Genomic DNA, 16,490 nt, shown 5'->3' with positions numbered 1-16,490 from the left:
CGGAATAAATCAAGAAAATAAAAAAGGATGGCAACTTAAAGGCAGAAGTTCAATCAACTATTTTTTATGTAGTTGAATCTGCTTATCATTGTTGCATGAAGAAAAATTTAGTAAGTCTACTCTTATTGTTCCTTATCACAGCAAGCCTATCTGCCCAAACAGAAGAAGGAATTTGGATGATTGGTGGGCAGGTGAGCTTAAGCTCAGGCAACAATCTTAGGATTGGTTCTGCCAATTTTCCTGATACCCGGTCTACTTCGAACACATATGCTATACAACCGAGCATTGGATATTTCTTTAAAAAGAACTGGGTACTTGGTGGGAATATTGGATTTCAGAGTTCTAACTCAACACTTACAAACAACCAAACTGGAGCTAACATCAATCAACAAAATCAAAGGTCAGGTCAAGCGGGAATCTTCACTAGGAAATTTATACCAATCAATGAACAAGTATTTTTTCATCTTCAAGCAGGGGTAGCCTACACCTTTGGAACATTTGAAACTATTCAATTTGAAAATAATCCGATCTTACGCAAAAATAGCGGGATAAGCTTGAACACTCGAGCTGGTATTACTTACTTCCCAAGAAGGTGGATTGCCATAGAGGGAGCTGTCAATCCATTGAATTACCTATTTGAAATTTCAAAAACTCCGCAAGGAACTGGTGAACGAAAAGAACGTGTACATTCATTTTCTACAGGATTGAATGGTAATTTTTTATCCTTGGGTTTTAACTTTTTTATCAGCAAGCCGAGATGAGATACATACTTTTGATCTTGATTTTCTTTGGATTGTTAGCATCCTCTATGGCACAGGTTGAGAAAGGCTTATGGCTAATCAGCGGTCAAGTAAATGCAAGTGTAGGAATCTCTAATGATGGGTTTTCTACTTCTTCCAGTGTACTTTATGAAAGCTCGAATTTTACCCGAAGTATTGATTTTTCTCCAAGATTAGGATATATGCTAAGCGACAAGTGGTTAGTGGGCGTTGATGTCAACTTTGCTAGATTAAAATTCGCTAGTGAACAATTAACTTCCGGAGTTATTCCAACATCCTCACAAGACTGGGTGGATAGTAATGGGCTGGGTATATTTACCCGAGGGTTTTTCGATATGGATGAAAATCTCCAAATTTTTGCAGAAGGAAGAATAGGATATTCTTGGTGGGAGCAACGATTTGAAAATAATACTACCACTACTGTACAAACCAATCAAACGGTGAAAAATTACGAAGGCAGATTATCTGTGGGATTACATTATTGGATGCTACCTAATTTGAGCCTAGAAATAGCTGTACCCTTCCTTACAATCAATAGACAAGAAATTGATTTCCCTGCCCTCGATAGTCGACCTGAGCCCGATAAACAAATCAATAGAGGAATTGGCTTTTCTTTCGGACAGGCCATTGGCATAGGTTTTAATTTTGTCTTTTAAATCCCTAGAAATACATGGTGGGATGGCTTTGATTTGAATCAAACTTTTAAGATTTTGCTTGCTTAGAATATCGGTACATGGGTAACACAACTCTCCAAAGACAACTTGGACTCACTGGTTTGGTGGCCACAGGTGTATGCTCCATGTTGGGAGCTTCCATCAATGTAGTGCCATTTATGATTCAAAAACACGTACCTGGTATAGGAGCCTGGGTGTTGCCTGCGTTTTTGTTTGCAGCCATCCCGGCACTTTTCGCAGCATATGCCTATGCTGCCCTTGCGACCGGCATGCCCAAAGCAGGTGGAAGTTATATTTATGCTAGTCGAGGTCTGCATCCGTATCTGGGATTTGTAGCCTCATTTTCCCAGTGGTTTGGATTATCTATTGTAATTGGAGTGGTAGCGTATGTTACTATACCCTTTCTACGAGATATTGCCGAAGCACTTCAATGGGAAGGTTTAGCTCTAGGCCTGGAAACAGGATTGGTCAGGATAGGACTGGCCTTAGCCTTGATTTGGACCTATGTGTGGATAAATATCCGCGGTCTTCAATCCTACCAAAAGTCAATTATCCCCTTAATGGTATTGATGTTTGGAATGGGAGGAGTGGTCATCATCACCGGATTTTTCTTCAATCAAGATGATTTCACACAAGCAGTTGTGGATAAAACAGGCAGCTTTCCTCTGATGGAGAAATCCTCCGATTTTAAGTTATCCACATTCCTTTCAGCAGGAGCACTCTTGTTTGCGAGTTTTATTGGTTTTGATTCCATTGCACAGGCAGGGGGTGAAGCTAAAAATCCGGGAAGGAATTTACCCGTCGCCATAGGCTTGACAATTGGAATTGTGGGGCTATACTATGTATTATTCACCATGGCTGTTTATAATACCATTCCATGGGAATATGTAGCACAGGAAGCCAATCAGCGGGACATCACCGCCCCTGGGCTCCTTGCACCACTTTTACCTGATTACCTCATCCTATTGATTGTGGCAGGCGCGGCAGTAGCATTGATCAACGATCTGCCCGCGATGTTGCTCTCGGTATCACGGTTAGTTTTCGCTTGGTCTGAAGATGGGATTTTTCCCAAAACTTTGTCAAACTTGCATACTACCAACCAAACTCCATACAATGCCTTAATCTTAAGTGGAATTGTTGCAAGCGTGGGTGTATTGGGAAGTCATTTCGCAGGCAATTTCTTTTTGGGTATCGATATCATGGTGACTTCTATGATGGTCAATTTTCTGTTGATTTGTCTCACCTTGGCAAAAATTGACAGCATTAATCCCTCCATTTCATCCAAACTCCTTCTTGCCAAAAACGTATCCACACGTAAAATCATAGCTTGGACTGGTGTCGCTACCCTAAGTTTTTTTCTGGTTGTCCACACCTACAAGGATCTCATTACCGAAGTCGAGGCCTGGTATTTTCACTCCACCTATGTTTGGATTTTGGTCATGATACTTGCCTCCTTGATTTTCTTCCTTAAATTTAGAAAGCTCAAAAAGATTCACTGAACATTAGCATACAACCCAACACCATGCAAAATTTATACACAGAATTAGCTCCAGGATTGACAATTTCAAGAGCCTTGACAGGATTATGGCAAATCGCAGATTTGGAACGCTCAGGAAACGTGTTGGATCCGTTGACTACGAGTCTTCACATGGCGCCCTATTTGGAGTCTGGGCTGACCACCTTCGATATGGCTGACCATTACGGATCGGCTGAGGTTATTGCAGGAACTTTCCGACAAAAGCATCCACTTGGAAAAAATGCTGTTTTCTTCACCAAATGGGTACCTAAACCGGGGAAATCAAGCTTTCAAGAAACCAAAGCTGCTGTTGAACTTGCCTTGGAGCGTATGCAATTGGACCAAATACCCTTGCTTCAATACCACGCATGGAATTATCTGGATCCTGTTTGGTTGGATCAGCTGTTTTGGTTGAAAGAGTTGAAGGAAGAGGGATTGATAGGGCAACTGGGCGTTACCAATTTTGATGCTGCCCACCTAAGGATTGCCTGTGCTTCAGGTATTCCATTAGTTAGTAATCAGGTTTCTCATTCGATCTTGGATGAGCGGGCATCGTTGGAAATGTCCACTGTCTGCAATTCCTATGGTGTCAAATTATTGGCTTATGGAACTTTGGCTGGTGGATTTTTGAGCAACAAATGGCTCAATAGTCCTGAACCAAACTTATCCACAACTGCTACTTGGTCACAGATGAAGTATAAGCGCTTCATAGATGCGGCAGGAGGTTGGCAGGCCTATCAGCAAGCCTTGGATATTTTGCATGAAGTGGCGAAAAAACATCAAGCATCGATCGCTAATGTAGCTACCAAGTATATCATGGACAGACCTTATGTGGCAGGGGTGATTATTGGTGCTAGATTGGGTGAGAGTGCGCATATAAACGATACTTTAAGGCTATTCGAATTTGAACTGGATGCTGTTGACAAACGTGACTTATCCACCGCAAGGGAATTGCTGAAACCTATTCCAGGGGATTGTGGAGACGAATATCGCAAGCCACCATTCTTGACTGCTTCCGGGGATCTCAGCCACCATTTAGAGTATATTCCAAAAACTTTTGAAGCAGTGGAGGGCCCCAATCAATCCTTGAAAGTATTTAGCGGTACTCCTTGGGAACCAATGGCAGGGTATTGTAGAGCTGTAAGAAAGGGAAACACCATAGCTGTATCCGGTACGACTGCTACGCACGGTTCCCTGCTTATTGGAGGGTCGGACGCAGGGGCACAAGCAGCTTTTGTTTTAGATAAACTCGAAGCAGCCATTGAGTCCCTGGGGGGAAAGTTGGAAGATGTAGTCCGGACAAGAATTTTTGTCAATTCCATTCTGGATTGGGAGCCAGTTGCCCGTGCTCATGGGAAAAAATTTGGCCATATTCAGCCTGCTAATACGTTGGTAGAGGCAAAATTGGTTGGAGATGGGTATTTGGTGGAAATCGAGGCGGATGCTGTTTTGTAAGAAGTTAGCTATTGGGATAGTGTTCGGCAACAAAGATTGAAATAACGTAGAAATATGGTGGAAATAAATTGAAATAAAACTTTGTGTGCGTTGCGTTATTCGTTGCGATCGTGGCGAGAAACAGTCTCTTTAAGGTGAGTATTCGGGTACTATAGTTAAGTAAAATTGGTTGAACTAGCTGAATCCCTCTGCATTTCATTGTAGAAGTGATACCGTTTATTTCAATTCCTCGAAAAATGTGCCCAAAGTCTCATCCTTTGGAAATCATTTTTCCGTATTTCAGGTTTACAACTGGAATTACCCCTTGAAATATGAATCCGAATATTGAAAACTTAATGAAGGCCATAGCGCCACACAGAGAAGAGTTGCTTGCACATCCGATTTATCAAGACATGAAGACCTTGGAAGATTTTCAGCTGTTCATGGAACAACATGTCTATGCTGTATGGGACTTTATGAGCTTGTTGAAGGCTTTGCAACTTCGATTGACGGGAAGCAGTCTGCCGTGGAGACCCTCTGGTAATCCCTTGGTAACCCGTTTGATTAACGATATCGTATTGGCTGAAGAGTCGGATGAGGATGGAAAAGGAGGGTATTGCAGTCATTTTGAACTGTATCTTACTGCTATGAAAGAAGCGGGGGCCAATACACAGAAAATCGATCGATTGATACAAGATTTGGATTTTGGAAAAGACTTCCGAAACTTATTGATGTGGATGGAAATCCCTGAAAGCACCAAACAATTCCTCTTGACGAACTTTGCATTAATTGAAAAAGGGAAAGCACATGAAATAGCGGCTTCCTTTACCTTGGGAAGAGAGGATTTAATTCCCGATATGTTTAGAAAACTTGTCAATGACCTGATTCAAACCAAACCAGGTGAATTGCAAACCCTAGAATATTACTTTGAAAGACACATCCATTTAGACGAAGACCATCATGGACCTTTGGCAATGCGCATGCTGGAAGACCTTTGCGGTAACGATCCTGTAAAGTGGGAGGAAACCACACAAGCTGCTATCGAAGCATTGAAAGTCCGTAAAGTCCTATGGGATGGTATACATGAGCAGATCCTTCAGACAGTTTAATTGAGATAAATTAAATTTTACACAAGATAAAAATAGCGCACTAACATGCGCTATTTTTATTTAAATGGCAGTTTGGCCAAATCCACATTACCTCCGGATAAAATAATTCCCACTTTCTGACCAGTAAAACGTTCTTTATTTTTTAACAATGCGGCAAGAGGAACAGCACAACTGGGCTCGATAACAATTTTCATCCGCTCATAAATCAAGCGCATGGCTTCGATGATTTCATCATCATTGACCGTCAAGATGTCGTCTACATGTTCCATGATGATTTCGAAATTAATTTTGCCTAAGGAAGTTAACAAGCCATCAGATATAGTCTTTGGGCCCTCCATAGGTATCAGTTTTTTGGCATGAAACGAACGATAGGCGTCATCAGCACCTGCGGGTTCTCCAGCGATCACCTGTGTGGTTGGCGAAATATACTTGGTAGTCAGCGCAGTTCCTCCTAGCAAGCCACCTCCACCGACAGGAGCCATGATCGTATCAAAAGCTATACCTTCGCTCCACATTTCTAAGGCACAGGTTGCCTGTCCCTCCACCACATCCATAAAGTCGTAAGGAGGGATGAACGTAGCCCCAGTTTTTTCAACCACCGTTTGCAAGGTAGTTTCTCGAGCCATCAAGTTGGGCTCACATTCGATAATTTCACCTCCATATCCTTTGACTGCCTTCTTTTTGATTTCGGGAGCATTAGAAGGCATGACAATGTAAGAAGGAATACCCGCTACCGTAGCAGCTCGCGCCAAGGCTGCTGCATGATTACCTGAAGAATGGGTGGCTACACCATTTGCCTTTTGCTCTGGAGTCAACTTCATCACAGCATTGGCAGCACCTCTTGCTTTGAAAGCCCCAACTTTCTGAAAATTTTCACACTTGAAATAAATCTCACAGCCAGCAAGCTCATTAATGGCATCTGATTTCAGGATGGGAGTATGGTGAATGAAGGGCTGTATGCGTGCATGTGCTGCTTGGATAGCCGCCAAACTTGGAAATTCCATAGGTATCAAATTAGTGCTGAAAATTACAAAATACTTGGGTACATCTTGTACGAGAGAAGGGCTATAGGTACAATTTTTTACAGTAGTGGCAACTGTTTCAAGCCATCTTGTTTTAATTTTGAGTCCATGGAATATCCTTCGATCAAACAATTTCTTGCAAATACCAGTGTATATCCTGTTTTAGGCAAAGCGCTTACCTTGGAAAATACTGCCCAATTGGATTTTTCACCTAGCAATGAACGCTTGAGAACAGTTGATCTATCAAATACCGAAGCATTTAATTTTTTTGTTTTCGATGAACTCAGGAAACAAGGGAAGGCATTTGGGATCGGTGGTTATTTCGAACACCGGGCTATTTACAGCAGAAGTCAGGTCTTCGCTACCGCAGCGGAGGATTTTAGAGATATTCACATGGGCATTGATATTTGGGCTGCTCCTCTCACGCCCCTTTTCGCTCCCTTAGATGGAGTTATCCACAGTTTTCAGGATAATGCCGGCTTTGGTAATTATGGTCCTACCATCATTCTGGAACATGAAATCAACGATCAAAAACTTTACACCCTTTATGGCCACCTTTGTCTGGAAGACTTGAGGGATATCCACACAGGACAAGTCATCAAGGCAGGAGAAAAAATAGCGCATATAGGCCCTTTTCCCGAAAATGGTGACTGGCCTCCACACTTGCACTTCCAACTCATGTGGGATATGATGGGAAATTGGGGGGACTTTCCAGGAGTTTGCTCACACAGAGAACAAGAAAAATTTCAGGCCATCTGTCCAGATCCTGCTTATCTAATTCCTTTTTTAATTTGATTGGCTAAGGTAATCAAGCGAATTCCATCAACTGTCAAATATCGGTCTACTAAATCAAACTCTTGCTGAACAGAGGTAAGAATTGAAGATAAGCCACCTGTAGCTATGATATGACAGCGGTACCCCAATTCCAATTGGATGCCTTTGAGCATTTCCTTGACTAGGCCTACATAGCCATACAATACTCCTGCTTGAATGGCATGCACGGTATCTTTTCCGAGTAAGGAATCAGGCAATTGAAGGGCTACTTCTGGAAGTTTGGAAGTATTGGAAAATAAAGATTTGATAGCGGTCTTCAACCCAGGAGCAATATTCACACCCAAAATCTGCCCATCTTCTCCTATTACCGTAAAAGTAAGGGCTGTGCCAAAGTCTACCACAATACATGGACCAGCCATCCGTTCAAATGCAGCAAATGCATTACACATCAGATCGGAGCCTATTTCGTTGGGACGTCCTGTTTTCACGGATAATAGAGGATAAGAATCCGCAGCAATCAGGTAACAAGATTTTCCAAGGTATTCTGAGCAAAATTGTTGTAGCACCTGATTGACTTCCGGTACCACAGAGGAAATTCCAACGCCCGACAATTCGTCAATTTTGATGTCATTTTCTAGAAAAAATAAGTGTACAGCTTTTTCTAATGCTAGCACAGTGAGTTTTTTAGACGTCTTTACTCGAAATTCGTGAATCCAAGACTTCTTGACTTCGTCATAAAAGCCAAAAACAATATTGGAATTACCTGCATCAATTGAACAAAACATGGCCCTAAGTTAGAAAGAAAAGCCATCCATCAGGTATGAATGCCTCCAATTATGCAATCAGACTTTTATTTTTTTCAAATATTTCCCACCTTCAACCAAAATCAATCACTATGTATCAGATCAGAAAAGGAAAAATTGAGGACCTGCCAAGGGTATTGGAATTGGTAAAAGAGCTTGCCTTATATGAAAAAGCCCCAGAACAAGTTATCAACACTGTGGAAAAAATGGAACAGGATGGCTTTGGACCTCAGCCTGTTTTTGGATTTTATGTTGCTATCAAAGAAGCTACTCAAGAAATCATAGGCATCTCCATCTATTATTATCGCTACAGTACTTGGAAAGGGAAGCGATTGTATCTAGAAGATATTGTCGTGACAGAATCCGAACGGGGGAATGGTGCAGGAAAGCTGCTATTTGACCAAACCATGCAAAAATGTTTGGATGATGGATGCTCTGGAATGACATGGCAAGTACTGGATTGGAACGAACCCGCCATTAATTTTTATAAGAAATACGGCGCTGACCTTGATGGAGAGTGGATCAACTGTAACCTACAGGATTATCAAATTAGAGAGATACTTAAATGATTGTAAATACAATAATAAAATTTTGCAATTAAGATAATTTTGGTTAAATTTGTGTATGGCGTATTCATCAAAAAAATATTCATTTCCCTCACGACTTTCCGATAGTCAGGGCATCTCATCCTTTCAGGAGGCTAGTGAGGAGCACTATTTTTTCAAGCAAGATTTAGGATACGCTACAGTCGCAGAGCCGTCTTTGGTAGAGGAGCGTTTTCGTCTATCGGAGACCATGGTTTTGTTTGATTATTTCCAATATACCCAAGCAGAGATTGCTGTATTGATGGAGGTAGACCCGAGCACATTAGTACGTTGGAAGAAAGATGATCGTTTATTGACCAAGTTGCTCACCAAAAGTATCAAGGATATGGATAAGATAGTTGCCAAAGGTATTCGCATATTTGGATCAGAGGAGTTGTTTTCCACTTGGCTTCATACCATCAATGAGGCTTTAGGCTCTCAAAAGCCTGTGGATATCTTATTGCATCCACGGGGGATAGATTTGGTGGATCAGGCATTGGATGCCATGTCTTGGGGTACAGTATTTTGATTTATCCACATTGAGATACTACAGACTTATTGAGAATCTACCGGGGAGAACACCCTTAGGTTACGGTCCGGGTTCAGGAAGATGGAATCAATACGGAACCCCCTTGATCTATGCTTGTAGCCATACATCTCTCAATTTTCTGGAATTGCTAAGTATTCGAGGACCAGTGGTTACAAAAAGCCAATGGTCCTTGGTTATTTTTGATGTACATGCGGAAGTTCCCTTTGTAGATAGCACAGATCTTCCAGAAGATTGGAAACATAGACCCCATCCCAAAAGCACTCAATATATGGGAACTTATTGGGCTCAGCAAAAAGATTCTATTGCATTGAAAGTGCCTTCTTGCAGGATACCCTTCGTGAATTATCCACAGGAACATAACTTACTAGTGAATCCATTACATCCGGATTTTTTGCAGCAGGTGGATTTGATCGGAATAGAACCGGTTAACTTTTTGGTTTAGTATGCTTACTTGTGGAAAAGTATTTGAAACAAGTAAATCCTTTTCTTTAACTTACAGACAGAAAAATCAACCCACATTCTTATGCATGTATCATTGAAAGGTCAGCGAATTTTGGTGACAGGAGCTTCCAGAGGTATTGGAAGAGGAATAGCCGAACAGTTATCCACATCAGGAGCAGAATTGTTACTGCACTACAATCGAAATGAAGCGGAGGCCAAAAAGCTTCAAGAATCCTTAGTAGGCAAAAGCTATTTAGTGCCTTGTGACCTTTCAGATTTGAATGCAGTAAAAGGCTGGTTTAGAGGATTGACGGAAACTTATGGAAAGATTGATGCAGTTGTCAACAATGCAGGGATCGCAATCTCCATACCTGACAATGCCCCAACTGATGATTGGACAGATGCTTGGCTGCAAACCATGAATGTCAATATCAATGCCTTGGCGATCATCACCAAAGAATTTATTGAACATGCCACTACAAACCAACAAGGGAGAGTTATCAACATTTCTTCTAGAGCAGCATTCCGCGGAGATACTCCGGATTACCTTGCTTATGCTGCCTCCAAAGCAGCGATAGTGAGTTACACACGCTCCATTGCACGCTACTATGGCAAATCCGGCATCAAAGCTTTCATCATTGCACCCGGTTTTACGCGCACCGACATGGCTCAGGATTTTATGGATCAGTATGGAGAGGCATATGCGTTAAATGATATTGCGCTGAAAGAATTAACCGAGCCAAAAGATATAGCCCCGATGGTTACCTTACTGTGTTCGGGGTTGGCAGATCATGCGACGGGTTGCACCATCGATATCAATGCAGGTTCGTATGTGCACTGATGCCATTCTAGGGTTTTAGCAAAACTTTTGGAAAGTGACCACTGTTACTAGCATATGGCTTCTAAACAATCTGAGACCTTTTCTCCTGAATTGATTCGTATCCTAAAGATTTTTGGGATAGGAACACTGGTATTTGTGTTTATCATGTCTTTTTTCAATGAAAAAAGAGCCAATAACTCTGGTTTGGAGCCTTCGGAAATGAGGATTACAGATGCCGACAGGTTGTACTTTCGAAATGTACGGGCAAGTTCTTATGACTTGGAAGGAAGAAACGATGCCAAGATGAATATTTACCGGCATGGAAAGCGGGAAAAATCACAGGAACTACCGACGTTGAATTTTGCTATTTTTTTAAATCGTGTTGTAGATGAGGCTTACATTTTTATCGAGCCTTATCCTGAGGAGTTACCCTTGCAACTGAGATTCACTACAGCTGAAGAGGTTACTTCAGAACTTACTTTTTATGGAGGCAATAAATTTGATCACTTCAATTTTGCAATGGAATATTTTCAAAAATTTGAGGAAGGAGTGCAGCTACAAATGAAGGTTCAAGACGAATGGGTCTCCATATTGGAAGAAGAAAAAGAGCGGGATATTCTAAAAACCGTTTTTTCCGACTATTTTAGGCTGATCAATAAACCCAAGTAAAGCCATGGATCTGTTTCGTTTGGAGACTCTCTGGAAATTCCTATGCCAGAAGAACAATCTCCGCCTAGATATCTACAACGTAGATGGTGTAATTCATTACGTAGTCATTCGCCCTCGCTTGATTTTAGATTATAAGTTCCCTTTGAAAAACCCCTCCGTAGGGTTTTTGTCTGTCTATGACAAAGGCTTTGATAAAGAGTATATTCGTAAAAATTACATTTCAGAAAAAAAAACATTTGGTTTCAAGAGCACAGGATTAAGCCTACAAAACGGCCCACAAAAACTGCCTTCCAACTTATCCACACTTAGCAAAAAATATTCTCTCAAACTCATGGAAGATACCGACGGTAAAAACCGCATTGAACTCTATCCCTTTCAATCGACAAATATCTTCGAACTCATCGACACCATCAATCAGCTATCCCAGCATATCAAACAAGTAAACTTCTTTGCTCCCCTTCCCAAAAAAGCGACATAAGCCACAGTTGTAGATAGAATCTTAACACAGATCTCTACAGATCAACACAAATCTTTACAGTTTTTTTTCCCTCGCAAGAGCAACAAAACCTTAAATCAACCAACATCTATCTATCCACCACCCCTTGGCGACAGCCAAAAAAATCTGTGAAGACCACAATAAAATCTGTGTCAAAATATTAAACACTGATCTGAACAGATCAACACAGATCTTCACAGTCTTTTCTCCAGCAGTCCAGCAATCAAAAATAAACCCATTATTAACATATTAGCTGAGCACTACTTGGCGACAGCCAAAATATCTGTGTCAATCTGTGAAAATCATAATTTAATCTGTGTCTAACTCCTAGACTACCCACCCATTTACTATCCGTTTCACTTTTATACCTTCCGGACCAAAGTTGATTAATAGTCCAAGGTTCAAATCAGATGCTTTCAAGTAGTTTAAAACTTGAGCAAAATGGATTTTTTCCAGTTCTTTGATAGCCTTGATTTCTACAAGAATTCTATTGTCCACCAATAGATCACAGTTATAAATACCTACCAGTTGCTCTTCATAATAGACATTTATAGGCTGTTGTTGAGAGACGGACAAGTCGCTCATTTTCAATTCATAAGCCAAGGAATTCTCATACACCTTCTCCAAAAAACCCGGACCTAAGGTATTGTAAACCATGTAAGCCTTTCCAATTATCTGTCTTGAAATGTCATTTATATCATCCATGTTACCAAAATAAAAAGTAAACAACATTCCTCTATCCAAATAGTCGACTAAGTAAATACTTAATCAAAGCATAAGACCATAGTCAAGTAAAAATTTTAAACACAGATACCTACAGATCAACACAAATCTCCACAGCTTTTCTTCTCTCTCGCAAGAGCAACAAAATCTCAAACAAAACATCTATCTATCCATCACCACTTGGCGACAGCCAAAATAACTGTGTAAATCTGTGAAAATCACCATTTAATCTGTGTTAAAATTTTAAACACAGATACCTACAGATCAACACAAATCTCCACAGCTTTTCTTCTCTCTCGCAAGAGCAACAAAATCTCAAACAAAACATCTATCTATCCATCACCACTTGGCGACAGCCAAAATAACTGTGTAAATCTGTGAAAATCACCATTTAATCTGTGTTAAAATTTTAAACACAGATACCTACAGATCAACACAAATCTCCACAGCTTTTTTTCTCTCTCTCAAAAGCAACAAAATCTCAAATAAACCAACATCTTCCTATCCACCATCCCTTGGCTACAGCCAAAAAAATCTGTGTCAATCAGCGGAAACCCATTCCCAAATCTGTGTCAAAATTTCAAACACAGATACCTACAGATCAACACAAATCTCCACAGCTTTTTCTCTCTCTCTCAAAAGCAACAAAATCTCAAATAAACCAACATCTTCCTATTCATCATCCCTTGGCGACAGCCAAAAAATCTGTATCAATCAGCGGAAATCCATTCCCAAATCTGTGTCAAAATTTCAAACACAGATCCCTACAGATCAACACAAATTTCCACAGCTTTTCTTCTCTCTCAAAAGCAACAAAATCCCAAAATAAACCAACATCTTCCTATCCACCATCCCTTGGCTACAGCCAAAAAAATCTGTGTCAATCTGCGGAAATCTATTCCCAAATCTGTGTCAAAACTTCAAACACAGATACCTACCAATCAACACAAATCTCCACAGCTTTTCTTCTCTCTCAAAAGCAACAAAATCCCAAAATAAACCAACATCTTCCGATCCATCACCACTTGGCGATAGCCAAAAAAATCTGTGTCAATCAGCGGAAATCCATTCCCAAATCTGTGTCAAAATTTCAAACACAGATACCTACAGATCAACACAAATCTCCACAGCTTTTTTTCTCTCTCGCAAGAGCAACAAAATCTCAAACAAAACATCTATCTATCCATCACCACTTGGCGACAGCCAAAATAACTGTGTAAATCTGTGAAAATCACCATTTAATCTGTGTTAAAATTTCAAACACAGATACCTACAGATCAATACAAATCTCCACAGCTTTTTTTCTCTCTCTCAAAAGCAACAAAATCTCAAACAAAACATCTATCTATCCATCATCCCTTGGCGACAGCCAAAATAACTGTGTAAATCTGTGAAAATCACCATTTAATCTGTGTTAAAATTTCAAACACAGATACCTACAGATCAACACAAATCTCCACAGCTTTTTCTCTCTCTCAAAAGCAACAAAATCCCAAAATAAACCAACATCTTCCTATCCACCACTCCTTGGCGACAGCCAATAAAATCTGTGTCAATCAGCGGAAATCCATTCCCAAATCTGTGTCAAAATTTCAAACACAGATCTCTTCAGATCAACACAAATCTCCACAGCTTTTTCTCTCTCTCAAAAGCAATAAAAAAGCCTGACCCTTCAAAGAGAATCAGGCCGTTTGTAAGTGGCTAAAACTTATCAATCCATTTTACCTAAATGCCTTAAATGGTTGACATGGGAGGCAAAAGCAATTCTCATTTTTGGATGTTCAATGTAAGGAATTCCATACTCCCTGCAGGTTTCTTTAATGATTTGAGAAATGGCGGGATAATGAATATGAGATATGTGTGGAAAGAGATGATGCTCAATTTGATAATTGAGTCCACCGATAAACCATGACAAAACTTTATTTTGAGTAGCAAAATTCGCGGTAGTTTTCAGCTGATGTACCGCCCAGTCATCTTCCAACTTATTTGTCTCTACGTGAGGGGTAGGAAATGACGTCTCTTCCAATACATGGGCCAATTGAAACACCACACTCATAATCACCCCTGTGGACAACCCTAATAGCAAGAAGCCAACCAACCAAGGCAAGAAGCCAACCATGTAGATCGGTAAGAATATGAAAAGAAACAAGTGCACAACTTTGAAGCCCCAAAAGGAAACATGCTCCATAAAATTCATTTTCTTGATAGGCGTTTCACCTACTTTTCTGGTGACGTATTTTTTATAATCAGTAAAAAACACCCAATAGAAATACAGGATAGAATAAATAAAGATGAAATATCTGTGTTGAAAACGGTGCAATTTATACCGCTTTTGCGCAGGGCCTAAACGTAGAAAAACACCGGCATTCAAATCATCGTCATGATCTTCTACATTAGTAAAAGAATGGTGTGCCACGTTGTGCTTGGTTTTCCACATGAAAACGTTGGCGCCTAAGAAATTGATAGATATCCCTGCCAATTCGTTGACCCAGCCTTTTCTACTAAAACTTCCATGGGCTCCGTCATGCATGACATTGAAGCCGATACCAGCTGTCAAAGCACCCAGGATAATGGATTCAAAAATTGCAAATGGCCAAAATGGTGTAAAAAACACCAAGTGAACATAAATGAAAATAAACGCAACTACCATTACAATAGCCTTGAAGTACAGAGAGAAATTCCCTGTAGGGCTAAGATTTTTTTCAGCAAAGTAGTTCTTAATCCTTTCTTTCAAATCGGCGTGAAAGGAAGACGCGGCACTAAATCGAGGGGGACGCATGGGTACTTAAGGGGATAAATTGTTACTCAGAATGAGAAATAAACTAAAATGTTATAACCCATTCTGCAATAAAGTTAAAACAATTTTAGATAATTCCAAGCTTATTTTTTTCCAGTCTTTATAAAATAGCTAGCCCTTTATTCCTTCAATACGTGCTCAATAGCATTTATGGACTTTTCAAGACGTACATCCATATCTCCCGCTATCACTTCATACGGAATCCCTGTTTGAGCAATTAAGCGTAAATAAAGATTCCAAAAGTATTCTCGCATCGCTGGATCGGGATGTTCTCGCATCGGATCCTCTTCCCAAGGAATATCAATAGCCGTAAGTAAGTATAAATCGTAAACTCTCTTCTGAACCTGTTCGTCGACCCAAGCATCTAGCTTACCATATTTATGCTCCGACCAGACCTTGATCACATGCAGATCAGTATCACAGATCAATATATTTTTTGCTTGCTCTGCCAATTGATCTTCTGAGTCTAATTGACCTTTTGCTATTGGTAATAAATCCCCAAACGTATAAGATCTATCCAAGGCATCCAAGTATTCTCTGGCAAATTCAGGAACCCATGGACATTGAAAGTATGCTGCCAACTGTTGAGCCAATGTACTTTTCCCGGTAGATTCAGGACCGATGATCACCACTTTCTTAAGCATGCTGCATTTTTTTAACGGTTTTCATCCATTCAATGAGCCCTATAGTAGCAAGCACGGTGAAAAATAAGAATTGAAAAGATGTCAACATAAGTCCTTTATAAAAATAGAGCGGTACAGAAACAATGTCTGTGATAATCCAAGCAATCCAATTCTCTACCTTTTTCTTGGCCATCAACCACATACCTACAAATGCCGAAGAGGTTGTAAATGAATCCCAATAAGGAACATCCGAATCGGTAAAGTTGGATAACACTGTATAAAGTACTCCGTAAGAAATCAAAAATAAGCCAACGGACTGAATAATTCCTTTTGTGGATAGCCAAGTAACCGGTAAATCTTCTTTCCCATCATTAGGTCTACTCCAAAGATACCAGCCATAGATGGACATCCCAAAATAATACGCATTGATACCCATGTCTGCGTAAAGCTTATACTTCAAGCAGATATACACATAGATAATGGTTGAAATCATCCCAGTTGGAAAAACCAAGATATTTTTTTTGATGGAATAAAAAACTGAAGCAATCCCAAAAAAAACAGCAACTGCCTCCAACCAGGTCATTTCAGCTAAGCCTTCCAAAATACCCTGCCAAATCCATTGTATATCCATACAGCGAAATAAGGTAAAAATTGGGAAGATGATAGAAAAAATACT

At 40.3% G+C, this 16,490-nt stretch carries 18 protein-coding genes; 12 read left to right on the top strand and 6 right to left on the bottom strand.

Features of this window, described 5'->3' with window-relative positions; genetic code table 11:
• Window positions 1-95: 95 nt before the first annotated feature.
• The 5 genes from IPZ59_RS05730 (at window position 96) to IPZ59_RS05710 (ending at window position 5,512) form a co-directional block, all read left to right on the top strand.
• Entirely contained in the window at window positions 96-761 is a 666-nt protein-coding gene (locus tag IPZ59_RS05730; RefSeq protein ID WP_236138924.1) for a hypothetical protein, read from the top strand.
• The gene (locus IPZ59_RS05725; RefSeq protein WP_236138923.1) at window positions 758-1,435 is read left to right on the top strand and encodes a hypothetical protein; all 678 of its coding nucleotides are present in this window, start codon (window positions 758-760) and stop codon (window positions 1,433-1,435) included. The genes IPZ59_RS05730 and IPZ59_RS05725 overlap by 4 nt, the downstream gene beginning before the upstream one ends.
• A 77-nt stretch (window positions 1,436-1,512) precedes the next feature.
• Window positions 1,513-2,952: an APC family permease gene (locus tag IPZ59_RS05720; protein WP_236138922.1), complete on the top strand. Its 1,440-nt coding sequence runs from the start codon at window positions 1,513-1,515 to the stop codon at window positions 2,950-2,952.
• Between the two features lie 23 nt (window positions 2,953-2,975).
• Window positions 2,976-4,424, top strand: coding sequence for an aldo/keto reductase (locus IPZ59_RS05715; RefSeq protein ID WP_236138921.1), 1,449 nt, complete (start codon window positions 2,976-2,978; stop codon window positions 4,422-4,424).
• Window positions 4,425-4,735: 311 nt separating this feature from the next.
• Window positions 4,736-5,512 (top strand): DUF3050 domain-containing protein, encoded by a 777-nt coding sequence (locus IPZ59_RS05710; protein ID WP_236138920.1) that lies wholly within the window; start codon window positions 4,736-4,738, stop codon window positions 5,510-5,512.
• Window positions 5,513-5,568: 56 nt separating this feature from the next.
• Here IPZ59_RS05710 and IPZ59_RS05705 read toward each other — a convergent pair whose 3' ends face one another.
• Window positions 5,569-6,516, bottom strand: coding sequence for a pyridoxal-phosphate dependent enzyme (locus tag IPZ59_RS05705; protein ID WP_236138919.1), 948 nt, complete (start codon window positions 6,514-6,516; stop codon window positions 5,569-5,571).
• Between the two features lie 126 nt (window positions 6,517-6,642).
• On the opposite strand from IPZ59_RS05705, the gene IPZ59_RS05700 reads away from it, so the two are divergent.
• On the top strand, window positions 6,643-7,329 hold the full coding sequence (locus IPZ59_RS05700) for a peptidoglycan DD-metalloendopeptidase family protein (RefSeq protein ID WP_236138918.1): 687 nt from the start codon (window positions 6,643-6,645) through the stop codon (window positions 7,327-7,329).
• On the opposite strand, the gene IPZ59_RS05695 is transcribed toward IPZ59_RS05700, so the two are convergent.
• Window positions 7,305-8,093: a type III pantothenate kinase gene (locus IPZ59_RS05695; RefSeq protein WP_236138917.1), complete on the bottom strand. Its 789-nt coding sequence runs from the start codon at window positions 8,091-8,093 to the stop codon at window positions 7,305-7,307. The genes IPZ59_RS05700 and IPZ59_RS05695 overlap by 25 nt on opposite strands.
• 110 nt (window positions 8,094-8,203) lie before the next feature.
• Here IPZ59_RS05695 and IPZ59_RS05690 point away from each other — a divergent pair, with 110 nt between their 5' ends.
• From IPZ59_RS05690 to IPZ59_RS05665, 6 genes are all read left to right on the top strand, one after another.
• Complete coding sequence (locus IPZ59_RS05690) at window positions 8,204-8,680, top strand: GNAT family N-acetyltransferase (RefSeq protein ID WP_236138916.1); 477 nt, start codon at window positions 8,204-8,206, stop codon at window positions 8,678-8,680.
• 55 nt (window positions 8,681-8,735) lie between these two features.
• Window positions 8,736-9,224: an antitoxin Xre/MbcA/ParS toxin-binding domain-containing protein gene (locus IPZ59_RS05685; RefSeq protein ID WP_236138915.1), complete on the top strand. Its 489-nt coding sequence runs from the start codon at window positions 8,736-8,738 to the stop codon at window positions 9,222-9,224.
• 10 nt (window positions 9,225-9,234) lie between these two features.
• Window positions 9,235-9,687, top strand: a complete 453-nt coding sequence (locus IPZ59_RS05680; protein WP_236138914.1) for an RES family NAD+ phosphorylase — start codon at window positions 9,235-9,237, stop codon at window positions 9,685-9,687.
• Between the two features lie 81 nt (window positions 9,688-9,768).
• A complete protein-coding gene (locus IPZ59_RS05675; RefSeq protein ID WP_236138913.1) occupies window positions 9,769-10,527 on the top strand; it encodes an SDR family NAD(P)-dependent oxidoreductase in 759 nt (252 codons plus the stop codon).
• A 54-nt stretch (window positions 10,528-10,581) separates the two neighbouring features.
• Window positions 10,582-11,175: a hypothetical protein gene (locus tag IPZ59_RS05670; RefSeq protein WP_236138912.1), complete on the top strand. Its 594-nt coding sequence runs from the start codon at window positions 10,582-10,584 to the stop codon at window positions 11,173-11,175.
• A 4-nt stretch (window positions 11,176-11,179) separates the two neighbouring features.
• The gene (locus tag IPZ59_RS05665; protein WP_236138911.1) at window positions 11,180-11,653 is read left to right on the top strand and encodes a hypothetical protein; all 474 of its coding nucleotides are present in this window, start codon (window positions 11,180-11,182) and stop codon (window positions 11,651-11,653) included.
• A gap of 345 nt (window positions 11,654-11,998) precedes the next feature.
• On the opposite strand, the gene IPZ59_RS05660 is transcribed toward IPZ59_RS05665, so the two are convergent.
• The 4 genes from IPZ59_RS05660 to pnuC form a co-directional block, all read right to left on the bottom strand.
• Window positions 11,999-12,376 (bottom strand): GxxExxY protein, encoded by a 378-nt coding sequence (locus IPZ59_RS05660; RefSeq protein ID WP_236138910.1) that lies wholly within the window; start codon window positions 12,374-12,376, stop codon window positions 11,999-12,001.
• Window positions 12,377-14,105: 1,729 nt separating this feature from the next.
• On the bottom strand, window positions 14,106-15,173 hold the full coding sequence (locus tag IPZ59_RS05655) for a fatty acid desaturase family protein (RefSeq protein ID WP_236138909.1): 1,068 nt from the start codon (window positions 15,171-15,173) through the stop codon (window positions 14,106-14,108).
• 137 nt (window positions 15,174-15,310) lie between these two features.
• A complete protein-coding gene (locus IPZ59_RS05650) occupies window positions 15,311-15,835 on the bottom strand; it encodes an AAA family ATPase (RefSeq protein WP_236138908.1) in 525 nt (174 codons plus the stop codon).
• Window positions 15,828-16,445, bottom strand: a complete 618-nt coding sequence (gene pnuC / locus IPZ59_RS05645; protein WP_236138907.1) for a nicotinamide riboside transporter PnuC — start codon at window positions 16,443-16,445, stop codon at window positions 15,828-15,830. Before pnuC ends, IPZ59_RS05650 begins: the two co-directional genes overlap by 8 nt.
• Between the last annotated feature and the right edge of the window lie 45 nt (window positions 16,446-16,490).

The sequence above is a fragment of the Mongoliitalea daihaiensis genome, from assembly GCF_021596945.1.
GTDB classification, from domain to species: Bacteria; Bacteroidota; Bacteroidia; order Cytophagales; family Cyclobacteriaceae; genus Mongoliitalea; species Mongoliitalea daihaiensis.
This window is presented reverse-complemented; position numbering and strand designations above follow the sequence as displayed.

Bases quoted from the DNA above. Each gene is read 5' to 3' on its own strand.
- IPZ59_RS05730 (WP_236138924.1), top strand. From the start codon at position 96: ATGAAGAAAAATTTAGTAAGTCTACTCTTATTGTTCCTTATCACAGCA.
- IPZ59_RS05725 (WP_236138923.1), top strand. From the start codon at position 758: ATGAGATACATACTTTTGATCTTGATTTTCTTTGGATTGTTAGCATCC.
- IPZ59_RS05720 (WP_236138922.1), top strand. From the start codon at position 1,513: ATGGGTAACACAACTCTCCAAAGACAACTTGGACTCACTGGTTTGGTG.
- IPZ59_RS05715 (WP_236138921.1), top strand. From the start codon at position 2,976: ATGCAAAATTTATACACAGAATTAGCTCCAGGATTGACAATTTCAAGA.
- IPZ59_RS05710 (WP_236138920.1), top strand. From the start codon at position 4,736: ATGAATCCGAATATTGAAAACTTAATGAAGGCCATAGCGCCACACAGA.
- IPZ59_RS05705 (WP_236138919.1), bottom strand. From the start codon at position 6,516: ATGGAATTTCCAAGTTTGGCGGCTATCCAAGCAGCACATGCACGCATA.
- IPZ59_RS05700 (WP_236138918.1), top strand. From the start codon at position 6,643: ATGGAATATCCTTCGATCAAACAATTTCTTGCAAATACCAGTGTATAT.
- IPZ59_RS05695 (WP_236138917.1), bottom strand. From the start codon at position 8,093: ATGTTTTGTTCAATTGATGCAGGTAATTCCAATATTGTTTTTGGCTTT.
- IPZ59_RS05690 (WP_236138916.1), top strand. From the start codon at position 8,204: ATGTATCAGATCAGAAAAGGAAAAATTGAGGACCTGCCAAGGGTATTG.
- IPZ59_RS05685 (WP_236138915.1), top strand. From the start codon at position 8,736: ATGGCGTATTCATCAAAAAAATATTCATTTCCCTCACGACTTTCCGAT.
- IPZ59_RS05675 (WP_236138913.1), top strand. From the start codon at position 9,769: ATGCATGTATCATTGAAAGGTCAGCGAATTTTGGTGACAGGAGCTTCC.
- IPZ59_RS05670 (WP_236138912.1), top strand. From the start codon at position 10,582: ATGGCTTCTAAACAATCTGAGACCTTTTCTCCTGAATTGATTCGTATC.
- IPZ59_RS05665 (WP_236138911.1), top strand. From the start codon at position 11,180: ATGGATCTGTTTCGTTTGGAGACTCTCTGGAAATTCCTATGCCAGAAG.
- IPZ59_RS05660 (WP_236138910.1), bottom strand. From the start codon at position 12,376: ATGGATGATATAAATGACATTTCAAGACAGATAATTGGAAAGGCTTAC.
- IPZ59_RS05655 (WP_236138909.1), bottom strand. From the start codon at position 15,173: ATGCGTCCCCCTCGATTTAGTGCCGCGTCTTCCTTTCACGCCGATTTG.
- IPZ59_RS05650 (WP_236138908.1), bottom strand. From the start codon at position 15,835: ATGCTTAAGAAAGTGGTGATCATCGGTCCTGAATCTACCGGGAAAAGT.
- pnuC (WP_236138907.1), bottom strand. From the start codon at position 16,445: ATGGATATACAATGGATTTGGCAGGGTATTTTGGAAGGCTTAGCTGAA.